The 17,267-nt window shown below is 35.0% G+C and carries 11 protein-coding genes and 1 pseudogene; 5 read left to right on the top strand and 7 right to left on the bottom strand.

The window, feature by feature from the left end; translation table 11 throughout:
- Positions 1–2 precede the first annotated feature (2 nt).
- Positions 3–2,879, bottom strand: coding sequence for a hypothetical protein (locus tag RCG21_RS17325; RefSeq protein WP_308913479.1), 2,877 nt, complete (start codon positions 2,877–2,879; stop codon positions 3–5).
- Between the two features lie 165 nt (positions 2,880–3,044).
- On the opposite strand from RCG21_RS17325, the gene RCG21_RS17320 reads away from it, so the two are divergent.
- From RCG21_RS17320 to RCG21_RS17310, 3 genes are all read left to right on the top strand, one after another.
- Positions 3,045–4,013 (top strand): hypothetical protein, encoded by a 969-nt coding sequence (locus RCG21_RS17320; RefSeq protein ID WP_308913478.1) that lies wholly within the window; start codon positions 3,045–3,047, stop codon positions 4,011–4,013.
- 1,044 nt (positions 4,014–5,057) lie between these two features.
- Positions 5,058–5,324 (top strand): Ada metal-binding domain-containing protein, encoded by a 267-nt coding sequence (locus RCG21_RS17315; RefSeq protein WP_308913477.1) that lies wholly within the window; start codon positions 5,058–5,060, stop codon positions 5,322–5,324.
- 639 nt (positions 5,325–5,963) lie between these two features.
- On the top strand, positions 5,964–7,229 hold the full coding sequence (locus RCG21_RS17310) for a hypothetical protein (RefSeq protein WP_308913476.1): 1,266 nt from the start codon (positions 5,964–5,966) through the stop codon (positions 7,227–7,229).
- 279 nt (positions 7,230–7,508) lie between these two features.
- Here the strand turns inward: RCG21_RS17310 and RCG21_RS17305 are convergent, their stop codons facing one another.
- The 3 genes from RCG21_RS17305 to RCG21_RS17295 all read right to left on the bottom strand — a co-directional run bounded on the left by RCG21_RS17305 (position 7,509) and on the right by RCG21_RS17295 (position 10,534).
- The gene (locus tag RCG21_RS17305) at positions 7,509–9,260 is read right to left on the bottom strand and encodes a DUF262 domain-containing protein (RefSeq protein ID WP_308913475.1); all 1,752 of its coding nucleotides are present in this window, start codon (positions 9,258–9,260) and stop codon (positions 7,509–7,511) included.
- Between the two features lie 127 nt (positions 9,261–9,387).
- Positions 9,388–9,621, bottom strand: coding sequence for an HTH-like domain-containing protein (locus RCG21_RS17300; RefSeq protein WP_308913474.1), 234 nt, complete (start codon positions 9,619–9,621; stop codon positions 9,388–9,390).
- Between the two features lie 271 nt (positions 9,622–9,892).
- Positions 9,893–10,534, bottom strand: coding sequence for a zinc-ribbon domain-containing protein (locus RCG21_RS17295; protein WP_308913473.1), 642 nt, complete (start codon positions 10,532–10,534; stop codon positions 9,893–9,895).
- A 154-nt stretch (positions 10,535–10,688) separates the two neighbouring features.
- Between RCG21_RS17295 and RCG21_RS17290 the strand changes: the two genes are divergently transcribed.
- Entirely contained in the window at positions 10,689–12,692 is a 2,004-nt protein-coding gene (locus RCG21_RS17290; RefSeq protein ID WP_308914274.1) for a zinc-ribbon domain-containing protein, read from the top strand.
- Positions 12,693–12,835: 143 nt separating this feature from the next.
- Positions 12,836–13,006: pseudogene (locus tag RCG21_RS17285) on the top strand (site-specific integrase); the annotation flags it as partial.
- Between the two features lie 395 nt (positions 13,007–13,401).
- On the opposite strand, the gene RCG21_RS17280 reads toward RCG21_RS17285, so the two are convergent.
- From RCG21_RS17280 to RCG21_RS17270, 3 genes are read right to left on the bottom strand one after another with little or no spacing between them, the layout of a single operon-like run.
- Entirely contained in the window at positions 13,402–13,572 is a 171-nt protein-coding gene (locus RCG21_RS17280; RefSeq protein ID WP_308913472.1) for a hypothetical protein, read from the bottom strand.
- A 39-nt stretch (positions 13,573–13,611) separates the two neighbouring features.
- The gene (locus RCG21_RS17275) at positions 13,612–14,613 is read right to left on the bottom strand and encodes a PD-(D/E)XK motif protein (protein WP_308913471.1); all 1,002 of its coding nucleotides are present in this window, start codon (positions 14,611–14,613) and stop codon (positions 13,612–13,614) included.
- Complete coding sequence (locus RCG21_RS17270; RefSeq protein WP_308913470.1) at positions 14,614–17,265, bottom strand: Z1 domain-containing protein; 2,652 nt, start codon at positions 17,263–17,265, stop codon at positions 14,614–14,616. It lies immediately after the preceding gene.
- Positions 17,266–17,267: the final 2 nt, after the last annotated feature.

Below are 17,267 nucleotides of genomic sequence, written 5' to 3'. Positions count from 1 at the left end.
TCTTAACTCTTCCTCTCCTGTTGATTCACTACTTCTCCTACTCTATTAAAGAAGATGATGCTTGATTCAAGCCTATTGTATAACTCATCGACAGCTGCGATATCCCCTTTATCAAATTCCTCCAGAACCGATTTAGAAATGCTCTCCTTAAATTCTACTTCTTTTTGAGTTATTTCTAGAAGGATGCTCTCAATTTGTTGTATTAATGTTTCCGTGTCTGGTGGCTGCAGTTCAGTTAATTCATTCCTAGTTACCTGTTCAACTGCCTTATCTTGATCATTACATTCAAACTGTTCTTCCTTTGGCTCGACTTTCAAGCTTTCATTACTGCCTTTTTCATTTGCCCGAAGCTCTATACCAGATTCAACTGGTTCTATCATTTCCTGATTTTCTTCATCTACATAATATCTTGTTAACTTACTAATATTTAATCTCCAGTAACCCTTTTTACCTTCGACCTGTTCGAAACATTCATTTCTGCTGAGCAGGTTCGTTATCGTATTTTTGGTTGTAGAGCGCTTTTCAGAGATTTTATCTTGCAACACAGACCAGTGAATTCCAGAAGGATGAATGGCCAGTGTCTCACACATAAGACTAAAAATAGACTTATTTACGGTTTTGCTTTCTTCCACAAGCCGTCCGATGTCTAAATATCTTTGCTGCTCAGAAGCATACCGTTCATCAAATCCAACATTATGAACACGGATTAAAAACATAATTTGCTTATCGACTTCAAATCGCAGTTTATGTCCTGGTTCAATTAAATAATCAGCAAAAAAGTCCATGACACCATCGCCAAAGAAGAAATATTTATTTTCTTTCATATCCCAAAACCACTCGTAACGGAAGTCATCATGCTGAACCATTACCTTCCCGTAATTACTTTGCCTGAATAACACGGATACTTCCCTTAGTGCTTTTGGAATAATAAAATACCCCTTAACCCGGTCGAAATAGGATACAGTATGATATGCATACGTCCTGGCATCAGTCGAAGTTTCATTATGATTACCCGATTCCTTTTTTAATTGATCAGTTTGTGGGTTTCTGACTGTCCTTAACTCTTTCACATTTTCGATGGTTGGCAATGAGTTTCTTACCGCATAGTATACATTTTCATTGTTTTCTATATGAAAATTTGAAACTTCTTCTTTAAACAACCATGTATGCTCACCAGCCTGTTTAATTTCTGGGACAACCTCTAATAGCTCTTTTATCGATTCCATATAAATAGGGAAAGATGGTTCGTTTTGTGTAACGTAAAATACCTGGTTGATAATCTGGCTAGTGGTGACCTCCTTCTTACTTTCTTTAATAAAGTTTATAATCCTATAGCTTAATCTGCCGACTTCTTCACTGATTTCAACTGGTATCTCCAGTTTTTGCTTGTTCGGATTCGTATTTGTTTCCATCACTCGTTTAATTTCTATTCTATTTCCATTTACAGCAAAACGATCATCAAACTGCGGCAGGAAAATGACCTTATCCTTATCCAGTTTATTTAGTTTTATAACTCTATCCAATACTGTCTCTTTATCAATTACTAAAAGCTCACTATTAAAAATGCATTCATATACTAAATTATTAATAATGACCCATTCAGATAACACCCAGTAAGGAGTGTTTTCAATTTGAGAAAATCGAATATCACTTAACAACATTTGACGCAAAATGTCGTCAGACTCATAAACTTTTAGTCTATATTTCATGTCTGAAATTTTTAGTGATATCTTTCGAGGATTCATATATTGATATATGTGGTTAAGCCTGTCATCAATTTTATCTTTAATCCCCCATAAGCCGTCTTCAACCTCATAGAAATATGACTTTGGTGCATAAAGTGCCAATTCTACTATTTCTTTAATATCATCAAAAGTAGAATTCAGGTCCATCCAATTCTTTTTCACATAAAGCAAGATCTCAGGATAGGGCAGAATATTTTCTGAATTCTGTAATAGAGCTTTTTTTATTAAACTGATATTGCTATAACATATTCCAGGTCTATCCTTATTCAACATTTTCATTTCCATCACTCCTTTTTCCATTGAAATCGACTTTGACTTATCCTCTTCATAGTAAGTATTCACATATTGGAGCCATGAAAGAGTATTTCTTGATAGCTTCTCTCCAACGGACTCCTTCATTAGGTTTCCGCCGATTGGATTGCGAACTACAAGCTGTCCTAAATCCCTAATGGCCTTTGTTTTGTCAATCATGTTTAAGGGAATAGGAGCTGAAAGAAGCGTTTGAACCATTGAGAAATAGGGAAGCTTCATCATTTGGTTTCTCAATAGGTTCTTTTTTTCGTCGGATTGCCGGTATTGATCGATGAACACTCTGTTTACTTTAAAACTGTTATCTATTAAACCAAGGAGACGTAAACCTTGTCTTTGACTAGATTTCAACCGTTGTAAATTTTTATCCTCGATTTGTCGTGTTAACATTTGCGGATGGAACTTTCCTTGCGCCACTTCTTCGAGGAAATCGAGTACGTTTGGTATATTCGATTCAGGTAATTCACTAACATAGTACTCATTCAATCCAATGGCTGATCTCCCATCCTTGCTCGTCACCTTAACAAAGGGCAACTTTGAAAACAACGCCAGTAAGAATGAAGAACAACCCTTAGATGTTTTTAGATCACCAGCATGAATCGTTCTCAATTCACTTAAAAGTTGCCAAACTTCTAAAAGATAAGATTCAGGAATTAAATCATAAGGATATTTTTTCTCTCCTGCCAAAAATTTAGCTTTGGAAGCTTCTGTTTCAACATATAACCCATCTTTGTCAACTAATATTATTCTGTTTACTGAACCAGTGCTTAACGTATGTATTACTCTCAATGTACGTATATATTCCAATACAAACTGTTGTAGCAAAATACCCACTACCTTCAAGTTTTCTTAATAATCTTATTTTACCAAAATATTGCTTAATAATATATTAAATCTATGCAGTTTCTAGTTCTTTAGTAACTCATAGTATGAAAAAATATAAAATATGTTAAATTTAATAAATAAGTTAATTGGGGATGAGGATTTGAGATGACTAATACTGAATCATTAATGGTTTTGTGGTTAAAACATATTGAAAAATGTCAAGTCACACAAACAAATTGGAATGCAGCAATTAGTTCCTGGGAATTACGAAATGAAGACGATATAAAAAAGTTAATGGCTATAATGAGTAAGTTTTTCTTAAAAAATTTTCAATTGAATCTTTATGAATCTCCAATTACCCCTCTTCTATTTTTACAGCAGGGGAATATAGAAGTCCTTGGTTTAAAAATAAATTCAAGTGCCACCAACATTTATGGAGTTTCAATAACCCATGATAAGAGTTCATTCGATTCGGGAAATTTTTTGGGTCCCTTAGAAGAAATTATCAAAAAGATGATCAGAACAGCATTATTAACCATTGGATATTTCAATATTTCCAATGCCAATATCATATTTGCAGAACCCAAAATAAATAAAAATTTATATGAATCTCTACTTAATGTAATAAGCGGATTAAATAATATTTTTGAATCTATGGGATATGATTTTACTTTCGAACTAATTGTAAATGGTAATTATAAAGAAATTGTTTTTGAACCAGTAATTAAGCTAACAAAGGCTGCTAATGATTCATCTGAATTATTTTCGAAAAACGTTCAAATGTCTCAAACATCTTCAATTCGTAGCGATAATAACACAACTACAAAAATCGGAAAATTTATACGGATAGAATTTGAAAAATTAATGGATAATGGATTACTAACAGAAGAAATTGTTCATAATTTGTGCGATAATAACTATTCTAAAGAAATATTGGATCTTAGATTTCCAATGCTTAAAAGATATAATGACAAGCAATCTCTTGTAGAACAAAGGCTGGTTAAAGGAAATGGAAGATATTATAGTCATGTTTATTATATTAATGGCCAAAAGTACCTCTTAACCAATGATTGGTACGAAAAAAATCGCGGTAAATTATTGATGTGGATTAATAAGATTAAAACACGAAAATAACCATTTGAATTTAAAAAAACGCCTATCCCACTTTAGGGTTAGGACACTGTGATTTACGCTTACAATTGAAACTTCAGCTATTAAAAAAAGAGAGTGCTTTACGATGTAACAAGTGAATAAGCGCTCTATTTTAAAACTTCGATTTATATTGGATTTAATATGAAAAAACCTTATATACTTATGGTACAGTTCACCGTGTCATGTCTAAATGAGGTTCTCTTGTATTCTTTTGAAATAACAAAAATAATGAAACCCATTCATCTCACTTCCTTTTAAATAAGAAGTCTTATCCTCAATCTAGTAACCAGCGAAAGTAAAATAAGCGGAGATTTTTCAGTTAGATACAGAATGGATCTCGTTTTGGGGTAAATAAGGAGAGGTTTTCCGATCATGAATAGCAAATTCCCCCATTTTCATGTTTTTCGAGTCAATAGGCGGAATCTCTCCGTCTATTTAAGCTATTTTTTATCTTATTTACAAATTAAGCGAATTTTTTCCGACTATTTATCTGGGTGCTTAACCTGATCCCTCAACCAATAAGAGCGGACCCTCTTGATCCCAGATGCGGTTTAAGTGCTACAACCATTCACCGGTTCTTGCCTGTAAGTTGGCATTTAAAAAAAGCCTGTATTCTTCTCAAATCCCATAGTATACCTCCTCTTATCCAATGGTCATGTCTTTTAATGCACCCTTTATGTACTAAAGCCGATCTATTATTTAAACAAAATTTAGTGAACTAATTTTGAAACCAATCTTTCCTCAATTTCTTCTACTATTAAATTTTGTATACATATTCGATTTAACGTCATTTACTTATGATAAGGTTTCCCCAACTCATCGGAGGTCAGGCACCCAAGCTATTTGTAGACTCATATTCTAACTTCATCATAGCCCCAATCAGGAGAAATTAATACGGACAAACTTTGGATATATTCGAATTTACAAAATAAATTCTGTGCAGAATATTTTAACCATAATGAAATCCACAAAAATGTGCCAAGAATAAAATTTGCAAATAATGTAAGGGACAGGAGAGAGAATATAATGAGTGAAAAAATGTATACCTTACTTGATGCGAACCGCAAGCCATACCAAAGTGCAACACCTGGAAAGCTCGGAGGGAACGGGAAAGGCAAAATTTATGGGCGGCTGGATTGCCCGGCTGCATTAAGAGCGATAGCCAAAGGTGGATATGTGGAAAGTCGGGTCTTCTTTGCCGATGAGGAAACGGCAATTGCAGCCGGCTTTCGACCGTGCGGAACATGTATGCGAGAAAAATATGCAAAATGGAAAGCGCAGCATGGAAAATAAATTCGATAGAAATAATTATTTTTGGGGTTGTTGCTTTTGGGGCTATTTCCTTTAATAATCATTTATAGTAGAATAATTATCTGGCATATATGTAATAATAAAGTGCTCTGGTGAAATTAGGGTCTTTTTGTTTTCGTGCCATATAATCTCACAAACTTTTTGGCTAGAAAGTGTGATTAAATTATCTTAGAAAGAAGTAACTTGTAAGTATACCTCATTATCAATTTTTATTGTTTTTTCAATGACACCTTGTTTTTTAGCTGATATATATTCTGCTAAATCATTAGCCATTTTAAACATCTTTTCAACTATGAAGTAGATCCCATTCGAGACCTTATTCCTGTTTATCCAAACTGTCATACTATGCTTCATCGAAAAGGAAATGATGACTATTCATCAATAGAACAACTTAGAGAACATATGTTAAATAGGGCCTGACTGGTCCTTTTTATTTTGGTTGATAAAATGGAACGAACTAAAAAGTCTGCAATCAGATATGTCATAGGGTAGTTTGAGGCGGGCATTATAGTAATAAATTGAAATTCCTATTCCTCAATAAAACGTTTGATTTGTGAAACAGAGAAATTCAATTTTATCAATTTATTACTTTAAATTAATAAGCAAGGGGAGAATAAAGAAATGGAAAAGTTAACTATCGAAGGATTAAAAACGGTCTTTAATGAAAACACAGAAGACTTATATTATTTTAGCGACAAAATGCTCAATGATGGCATTTATATAAAATACACAGTTCTGCAGCCCGTGGGTAATCCAGGTCCAAAAGGATTAAAACATAGTCATATCCAAGTCGGGAACTTAAAAGTAACTGGAGATATTGTAAGCATAGCTGAATATTATATTTTATATTGGGATGTACTTCTGAGCGATATCGAGCTTTATCGAATGATTAAAGATACTTATGAAATCTATAATTCACATAGTCGAAGTGAATTCGGTGAACTTATTCGAGAGAGAGCGGAATCGGGAGCTTTATCACCTACCCCGAAGAAATTAGATGACACCAACGATATAATTAATGACTTATTAAACGATATTAAATTAATTAAAAAATTAAGGGATTCAAACGCAGTAAATGTAACAACAAATGTTTCTTTACCACCAAATGCACAAAGCATTAAAGGACCTTCTGACAGTGAAACAGCTCTTGTTACTAAAGCAAAGCCGAATGTAGATAATACTGTTAGCCAAGGTGGAACAACTTTCATGCAAATAATTAAAGATGGACGGCTAATGATTCCGTTATACCATGGTACTTCAACCTTATTTTTGGATGACATTTTAACAAATGGATTAGGGGCGGCAAGCCCAATTGAAAAGTATGGTATAATGGAAACCCTTGAGAAACTGGTTAATATAGGTAATGAGTATATTGAGTATTTACCAAAGAGGGAACAAGGACAATTAAAATATTTTACTCCAACTGGTAAGCAATCAGTAGCACATTTCCGATATGGTGGTGTCTTTTTATCACCAAGCAAAATTACTGCAATTAAATATTCAAGGAATGAATATGGCTCTGAACTTATTTCAAAAACAGTAAGACTATATCATTTTTTAAAGAAATATTCAGTTCCTGTTGTGCTGGACAATGATTTTCTTAGTCATATAATTAATTGTTCGTATCAACCAGTGGTAATTATAGCTTCAGGAATTGATTGTACTTTGCTACAATCAGAGGTTCTCATTACAGGTTTCGATACAAATATAAAAGAACTCCAACGTTTGTTGGATGAGTACGGCATGGATTCTATTATAGAATGGTCCCAACAATGTAATTTTGAATTATCTCGTCCTCATATAATAACTCCAGAGCATCTTAATGTACTAAGTGCAGAGGAATACAATGACATTAGAGAAAAATATAAAGAACAATTTCTGAGATGAATTTACTAATTCAATTCGAGGATGATAAGAAATTCGGTGCCTGACCCCCAGTACATTAACGCTTTAGCTTACCGGGGGTCAGGCACACTGTCCTCTTAATAATACTTCTTTAGCAACTCTAGCCCTATTTATAATTACCCATAGCATTCTGCTGCTAACTCTGTAAATCCTTGGAAATTCACCCGTAGTACTGTTTTATCTCCTATTACACTCGTATCCATTGCCATTATAATTTTTTTAAATGTTTGCATTACAATTAGATTAAATCAACTTATTCTCTTAAATTAAACCTTTTCTCTTTAACTCTTCAATCATCTTTAATTCTTCAGCGGTTGGAATTGGAGATTGTACTTCTTGAACTGGAAAGTCAGATTGATTTAACCCCCAATCATTTAGTAAGATTAACAACTCGTCAGAAATCCGAATATCTCTTTCTCGAATTTCATTTAACCCCCAATCATTATGCTGGTTAGAAAGGTCAAGTAATATCTGTATTTTTGATTTTTTGTAACTTTCTTGTTTCTTTTTAAAGTAACCATTACTTGCAATAATGTTCAGCTTTTTCTCAAACGGAATCTTATTCCCTATATGTTCCACTAACTCTTTTACTTCTCCATCAGAATTGCTTGGAAAATAACTTGTTTGCCATTTCTGAGGAAGAATATGCTCTATTTCCCACTTCTCAGGAAGAAGTTCCTCTTGGCTTTGATAAGCAAGAATCTTCAATATCATACGAACAGTATTACGGTGAGCCGTCTTAATCTTCCCTTTTAATTCTTGTTCATCTACGGTAGCAAAATCAAATGTTGGCATAGGTGATCTAATAATTTCAGAGTTTATATTCAAGATTCCTCGCTTTACAGCATTAATAGTTGGAGTAACTATATACCGCGCCGCTAAAACTGCGAGTAGTTTCTTGAGAAATTTCAAGAATAGTTCTTCAAAATCTTGCGAACCATGATATTTAAGATAGTAAATGACTACTGGATACTTCCAAAATTCATTTGGATACGAAGATAACCCATCAAGTACTTTTTTAATTTCAATATTTTTCGTCCAGTCTTCATCTTCGATTTCTACACGATTATTAACTACAAGCCATAGGTTAAGCACCGTATTTAGGTTGTTCATCACGTTCTTCTTATATAATTGCTCAAAATTATTCCTGGAGTAGTATTTCCTTAACCCAGGTGTCGTTGTATTTCTATCGTTTTCTAAAGCTCTCAAATAAAACATATAATAATAAAACAATTTTTGAATACTTTCATTCGCATTTGTAGCTTCATCATCAAGTTGTTGCCACTGTTCAATAAAAACTGCTTTCTCTTCAGCATTCAAGTGATTATAAATCTTTGCTTTAAAAATATCTGCATCGGATAAAGCTAGTCCTCTATCGTTCAGAGTTGAGAAGATTGTTAACGCCGTATCTTGTGAATCCGCGGTAATTGGTAATAAAATCGCCTTGTTCAAAACATTTCGGATGAACCAGAAAAACAACTCTGGCTCATTCGAAGCATATTTCTCTATTAGCTCTGTAAATAATTTGTAGTTTAACGAATAGTTATCTTTCGCACCTTCTTCAATAGTGCCACTGATAAGAATTTTGGCGAAAGTTTTGTTTCCTTCATCCCCCATCACCCTGGATTCAATAAGCGTTTTTTCGTAATCAACCTCAGCAGTTAATTCATCCTGTTCCCACAATGCCGATTCAATTTGTCCCTTAAAATTTTTCACTTCTTTTGTTTCTGTCATTGAATTAAGTTTTGAGTAAAGTGCTCGAAGCAATAAAAACAAAGAAGTGATGCGCTGTTGACCATCTATAATTTCCTGTTCATCATTCTCATTTTCGTAAGAAACAATTGTTCCCAGAAAATAAGTGCTTTCATTATCATTTTCCGTGTACTCTACTAAATCATCAAAGAGCGTTTGAATTTGTTCGTCAGACCACGCATATGGACGTTGATACTCAGGGATAATGAATTTATTAACTTTACCCGTTTCTAGTAATTGTTTGACACTCTGTTTGTTCACTTCGATTGTGGTAGCCGTTGTCTATTCTCCCTTCTGCCTTGTTATTTTGCATAGCTATTCTCTGATTATCAATGAGCTTATTAACATTACTTTCGATAGAGCTTTCACGAATTTGTAGACACCTTCATCATTCATGCTCCCTTGGCACTTCATACTTAGACAACTTAATCCCATTACTTATTTCAGTTGCATATGACGGTTTTATACCTGATAAACGAACAATCTCAGTAGCTTTATAGTTATTTCTCAATATACACTCTGCATATTTTACCCCAAATAAATGAACTTTTGCTACTCGATCGCCCTCAGAAGCATTAGAGTACATTTCATTCAATATCCTAGCTAAATCATTTAGATTCATCTATGGAAGCTCTCCTTTATCAAGAAATTTTTATAGTACTTTTTTCGCTATATGAACAACAAATCCCTTCAAGGACTTTTAAAGCATACTAAAAAAGGAGAAGAGTAATCATCAGCAGAAAAATTCTCTTCCCCTTGGTTGTCATGCTTTCAACTTCTTTATTATAAAAAAATCCTAATTTACTTAATTGTAGGAGTCACCGCAACTGTTTATGGGGCAGTTTTTATTTCAATCAAAAAATTCTCTTTTAGAGCAATACGTTGAATTTACATTAAGACTTATTTAATGATTGTGGTGACTTACGATTTTTACATTTTGGACAACCACTTCCATTACTTCTACTTGCTATTTCCGCTTCCCAATTCCAGTTGCACTTTTTACACACCCACCAAACCTTCTTATGAGAATAAGGTAAAAAGTCTGAAGGGTTGACATCTCTATTTTTTTCAAAATTCCATTCCTCTAAAAGTTTAGGTTTTATAGCGGCTAATGATGCATTTTTTTCTACCTTTTTTCCGGCACAATAAGGGCATCCCGAACCATTTTTTGTACGGTTAACAACCCTAGCCTGATAATGGTGACCTTTCGTACATATCCACCAAACTTTTTTTTGAGAACCAATGCTAAAATCCTCTGGGGATTCTCGGTTCCTCTTCATATCCCATTCTTTTATTAAATCATTAAAAAGGAAGGCTATGCTTTTTTCCAACAAAACCCCCTTTTTTCTACAAGAGGGACACCCGCTTCCATTCACTCTATTAAAAATATACGCCTCCCATTCTCCTCTACAATTTTTACATTTCCACCACACGCGTTTCCTGGAGCCATTTGTAGTGGCTGCAGGGTTAATGTGTTTATTTTTTTCGTAATCCCATTCTTCTAAAAGTTCTTTATGTGTATCCGTTAAATACATATCTAAATACACCTTCCAATTTTTTAATAATTAAGTTTAATAATAATATTTCTTGGTCATAACTATATTAGCTTCTGCATTAACAGTATATACAGTAAATATGATTTTGATTCAGTAATAAAGGAAATTAAGAAAAGAGAGGAACTATGTGATTATGGTAGATGAAAATAGAAAAGACATACAAAGTGTTTTAAGGAAACCACTTTTTAAACAGTCTCTTTTGTTTAAAAATCCAACCTTAGCTTCAGAATGGGATATGGAAAAAAACTTCCCTCTTACCCAAGCAGATGTAAATGTCTCTTATGAAGGAAAAGTAGGGTGGAAGTGTATAAAAAATCATAGTTGGGAAGCAATCGTAAGAAATCGCAACAAAGGGAATGGTTGCCCAGAATGCAATGATGAACGTAAAAGTAAAAGAAAGGATGGTGAGCCTTCATTAAAAGAAGTATATCCTCAGATTGCTAAAGAGTGGCATCCCACTAAAAACAATATCTCCATTAAAGATGTGAGAATAAAAAGCAATAAAAAATTATGGTGGCGTTGTGTAAAAGGACATGAATGGCAAACAACTGTTTCAAATCGAACAAGAGACGTTGGAGGAGGATGTCCTTATTGTTCAGGATACTATGCTTCACCTGAAAATAACTTACAGGCGATACATCCAGTGATTGCAAGAGAATGGCATCCAACCTTAAACTCTGATACACCGTATGATGTGACCCCAATGAGCAAACAAAAACGATACTGGTTATGTCATAAGGGGCACATAACTTATTTAGCAGTACAGAAAAAGGTTGTTTCAAAAGCATGCCCTGATTGCTTAAAAAAGGAAAAAACATCATTTCCTGAGTGGGTTATCTATTTTTATGTAAATAAAGTTTTTAAGCGTGCTCAGAAAGGGGTAATCTATAACAGCCCTTCACAATTTCATTTGGATTGTTTAATAGAAGACATTAATTTAGCAATCGAATATGATGGTTCATTTTTTCATCGTGATGTTGAAAGAGACATCCGAAAAGATCGATCCCTAAAGAACAATAGGGAGAATTTAATCTTAATTCGTTTTCGTGAAGATGGATGTCCTGAATACACTTCTCCTAATCAAAATGTTCATTTCTGGCAAGTCCAAAAGAGTGAATCCTCATTAAGAAATAACATACAATTGCTTTTTAGGTGGATAGAAGAAAATATTAAGGGTATACCTCATATAGAAGTTGACATTGATATTGATAGAGACAGGACGGAGATAAGGGATTTAATAGTGCATTGGGAGAAAGCGAATTCGTTAGAGAAAAGTCATCCAGAATTAGTAGTTCAGTGGCACCCTACACAAAATGGTACTTTTAAACCTTCTCATATCACGAAAGGCAGCGATGAGAAAGTTTGTTGGCAGTGTGATAGTGGCCATTCTTGGCAGGCCACTGTCAGCAGCAGAGTTGCGGGAAGTGGCTGTCCATACTGTTCAAACAGATATATTGGGTCTGATAACAATATAACCATTACACACCCGGAAATAGCCGATCAATGGCATCCTGAGCTCAATGGGGAACATACTCCTGACCTATATTCATCAGGAAATAGCTACTATAAAGCCTGGTGGAAGTGCCTAAAAGATTCATCTCATGCTTGGCAAGCCCTTATAAGTTCCCGTATAAAGGATAAGAGTGGCTTCCCCTTTTGTTCAGGGCATAAAGCAACACACCATAATAATTTGGCAATCACGCATCCCGATATCGCAATGTACTGGAATTGGGAACTGAACACAATTACCCCTTTTGAGGTTAAACGGTTTAGTAATAGAAAGGTTTGGTGGCGTTGTGATATCAGTCCCAGTCATGTTTGGGAAGCAGTCATCAGCCACCGAACGGAGAAAAGTGGTTGTCCTTATTGCACAAATAAAATTGTTTCTGACGAAAATAACTTAGCTGTTACTCATCCACAAATTGCTGAAGAATGGCATTCTAAAAAAAATGGTACCATAACTCCAAGAGAAGTAACTAAGGGAAGCGACAAAAGAATTTGGTGGGTCTGTAGTGAGAGGCATGAATGGCAAACAAAAGTATATAATCGTACAAAAATTAATGGTACAAACTGTCCAAAATGTTCGAAAATGAAAAAGAGATTTACCAAAGATTCTTCCTTAAATGAAAGTAAATAGTTAAAAAAGGAGCCTAATTTAAAAGCAAAGGCTCCTTTTGCTATTAGTTACACCCCTTTATACCTTAAGATAACACCTATAGATTCCCTTCTCATAAAAAAAAGCCTTTATATGTGGTACGGTTCCCCGTAATTAATGCTAAACTAACTCATACACAATCTGGTTCAGTATTGCTGCAACAAGGAGTACATCCCAAAGTTGTTTCAGAACGATTGGGACACTCAACAATCGGGATTACGATGGACACTTACACTCATATGTTACCAAAAATGCAAAAAGAAGCGGCTCGTCAATTCGAGCAGCTCATCAAATAACCTATGTAAATTTTTAAAAATATCCATGTTACCAAAATGTGACCAAAGATAATATTTTCAGATGTTGGCCAACAACTTTACCTTTCAATCACCTTCATCAAAAACCTCATAAACCCTTATAAATCAAGGTTTGGCGGGACAGCGTGGGAATCGAACCCACCAGACCTGGCACTCAGGTCTCAAGCAGTTTTGAAGACTGTGGAGGACACTCTAAAGTCGTTCAATCCGTCCAATCTGCGTCACATCAACGTTCAATCAGCGCCTAACACAGTTTTCTACTAAAGTTCGTTACAGTTTAAGTTCGTCCTTTACGGTCTTATAATAGCTAATGGCTAGTATGATTGTCAATCTCCTATTTCACATTTCGGGGACGACATTACAAAAAGGAGCAGGCGCTATACCCACTCCACAAAACTAGGAAGACGCAATAATCCTGCCTTCGTTAGATTACGATATTTTACTCTACATTCGAACTGCTCAATAAACACAAAGTCCTTCTCTTCACGGATTACCTGCTTAGAGTAAATTTGCTTATGGACTAAGGACTGAACACCAAGCTCCATCACTCCAGCATAACGTCCATCTTCGAGAGTTAAGAGCCGTAATCAATTATTTTTTAGTACGCTATTGAATTCATATGGATTATTTGCAATCAAGCATTCTTGGCATACTTCCAAATTCACATCATAATCTATACGTTCAACTCCGTATGGAACACCGTCTTGAAAAGAAGATACAGACAACCTCGGGAATTCACCATTTACAACATAGAGTCTTTCATCAATAACTCTGTACTGATATTCCGAATATTCAACCTCATGAGCTGGAGAATACCCCAAAATAGCTATTTTCTCATCAAATAAATCAAGCAATTGTTGGTTACTTGCTAACAAATTCTGTATTCTTTTGATTAGGACTGGCAGAGTGTTTTGAGCTGTTTTCTCCTTCCTTATTCGAAGACTAAAACAATACAGCTCACCATCTTGAGGAGAATCTAATTGTTCTATCCCATTTATTCTGTGTATATGCCCCCTTATTGAGGAAGTAGTTTTTACTTCAATCGCAAGGTTCTTCCACTCGAAATCATTTCTACTTCCACTAGGACCAACCCAGTTTTCAACAAATTTATAATTTTGAGGTAAAAGCCAGACCAAAAGGAACCAAAGTTCGCCAAACAACCCTTTTATCTGTTCCTCAGTTAGTATTTTTCTAAAACTACTTCCCCAAAATTTCCTCCATTTCTCCAACGTTTGAATAACGGCATCTGCTGGTTTTAGCCCTGAAACCACTTTATGCAGAATATCGGAAGCAACAAGATTAAACGTTTTATTTCCCTCTTTATCAGAACATGAGATTACAATGAAAGCATTTTCAATTTCATTAACAACTAAGTTTTTACCTTCTACTTTAAGCCCCCTACTGTGGTTATCATTGATAGCTGAATCAATACAATTTATTTTTAATAAAACATTTCGAAAACCATTATGGTTTACAGCTAGGAAAATTTTTTCATTACCCTCTAATTTCTTAGCGTTATATAAACCATATGCTGGGAGTGAGTCCTCTAAATCACGCCAACTATCTTCTGTGATTTCTCTAGTAGTCATTTATTCTCCCCCATCAAATCTGTACGATAAACGATATTCAACTGTTGCAGCATTATTTGAATGAGGAAAAACTACTGCAATTCCAATTACATGTTCAGCCGAATCTGGATTACTGAACAAAGGTTCCCTGGTTCTATCCTCATCCTTACCATTATCAGATCGTACTGTAGAATATTTACTAATTGGATAAAGTAACAACAGTCCCTGCCGTCGGTCCCTTACATAACGAAGTGCTTCAGAAATTTTCATATTCTCTGTTTCCTTCAGATCTTCAGCAAGAGTTAATTGGTCTTCATTCAATCCTATTTTTTGGTCATCAGCAGATGCAATTGCTTTTAACGACTTAGTATTTAATAACTTAGAACGATTAATTAAATTAATTTCACCATAAGCAGTTATTCCAAGATCTAGTTTACCTAGTTCTTTATCAAACTTCTCTCTTCCAATTACAGCTACAACCGAGTTAGTTAATTCCCCATTTTCATTCTGTCTACAAATATAATCAGCTAGCTTTTCTGCTCTTACCTTGGTTGCTTCAGGGTCTGTCATGTATTCTGAAAGGAAATCCAAAACATCTTCCGACTTAACATTTGACCATATAGGTTTACTTTCACCATGTGTTTCAGTTGGCGGTCCTAATAAAGAAAGAAACCCTCTCGTTACTTCAATATTTCTTCTCAACCAATCATAATTATCAAGTGGGAAGGTAATTGTTTGAAGTGTTTGGTTAGCTAGTGAAATGTTAACAATGTGGGTTTTTTGCATCTTTAAGGGACTAGTAACCAACATGGCAGGGTGTTGGCGAATACGTACGCCCACCTCTGTTGAAGTCACTCCTTCATAAACATATTTAGCAATTTCTCCATGAAGTTCTTCTTCAACTGTTGCCAAATCCCTGAACCATTCTGAAAGAACTTTTGTGGTATATATCCGTGTTACATCAACGTAACCATTTCTATACCCGAACCATCTTCCCATTTGCATTAAAGTATCATAATATGGAGTTGGTCTAACGAAATAACTAACTAATAACCCCTCAAGTGTTAATCCACGTGATAGACGATTCCCTCCAATAACAATTATCTTTTGATTTGGATCTTTTTCATAGTCAATTTCATCTTTAGAATCCCCATGCAATTCCTTAAATGTCACCTGCTCCAAAAAAGTACCAATATGATCCTCAATTTCTCCAAAGGACATATCGAACTCGACGTTTACAGATCGTGTTACAGGTCTAAAATCTGTCTCCCAGATTTGTTGTAAATCTGCTTTTAATTCATCCCTAAAATATCGCCACTCATCACGGAGTGAACCAAAATCATTTTTAAGCAATCTTGCCATCTTTTCTTGTATTAGAGTTCTGTAACTTGTATGTACCAGCATTGCCATTGAATCATTGTCTTGTCCTCTCGCAACTCTAGCAGCCCCAGCTAGGATAAAATCCTTTAAAGCCCTTTTTAAGCTTCCAGGGATTCGTGGTTCAAAAGTCTCCACTTCTGACCGCCGCTCAGGGACTAGAAATGGTATATCAGTAATTGGGACTCTTCGAATTACATTCATTCCAGTATATTCGCCATCTATCGTCCCAAATATTTCTCTTGCTCCAAAATATCCATTTGGTCTTGGTAAGGCTAGAATAAATGATTTAGGATATAAATCATCGCCAGCCTGGACATCACGTCCTTCATAATCAATTAGAACATTTGCAAAGGGAGTTGCTGTATATGCAACATAAGCTTTCTTTATGAATAAGTCACGAAGTTCTCTTATTAAACGATTAATTGCGCTAGGAGGGTCCTGATTTTCTACTTCAACATTATCCCAATCATCCTCTAGAGGCCTATTCCCTCCAGTATTTACCGATGCCTGATCTGCTTCATCATCTATTATTAAACAAGGTATATTATGCCTAGTATGTTCTTGTGTTTGGCTCAACCAATCTATGAGTTTCCTTAAAACAGGTCCATTTTTTTTTGTAACAATTAGTACGGGTTTAGAATAACCAAGGACAGAAGTTCCTGTATTTCCTGGCTCAAAATCTCCTTGTTTAGGATCCGCTTTTGTTAACGTATACCATTCTTTTTCAGATATAGGTATCCCTACACCAACTGATTCTCCATTTAGCTTACCTACCAGCTCCTTATCTAGCCGAACTTGCGTTTGATATCTTAAAGTATTATGCATCCCTGTTAAAACTATAATTAATCTGTATCCTGTATCTGCCGCTTTTGCTATTAAGCCCGTATAATTAGCTGTCTTACCACTCTGGACGTATCCAACAACCAAACCCCTTGTATCAAAAGAAGACTTTGCTGGGTCTTCCATAGCTCCTAGTATTCTATCTGTGGCATCATCAATAGACCTCACAGTCTCAATTGGCCACCCTTTTTGGTCAATTAAGTACTTCCTGAGCCTAGGCCAATAATACCAATGATTACGATCAACATTAGGAAGCCAAATATCGTGATCCCTATTCTCATCTTCTATGAGACTAGGGTCACTTATAATAAATCTCTCACTTTCTAATGCTTCTAAAACTAAATTACTATATTCCTGAGGAATAGCAGGGTTACTTATTGCTTCTTCAATGGATAGCCCAAGAGCGTCCATCAACGTTCTAGCGATTCTACAATAATTGTCAATACTTTGCATTT

Source organism: Bacillus salipaludis, from assembly GCF_030938565.1.
Lineage (GTDB): Bacteria > Bacillota > Bacilli > Bacillales > Cytobacillaceae > Neobacillus > Neobacillus salipaludis_A.
This window is presented reverse-complemented; position numbering and strand designations above follow the sequence as displayed.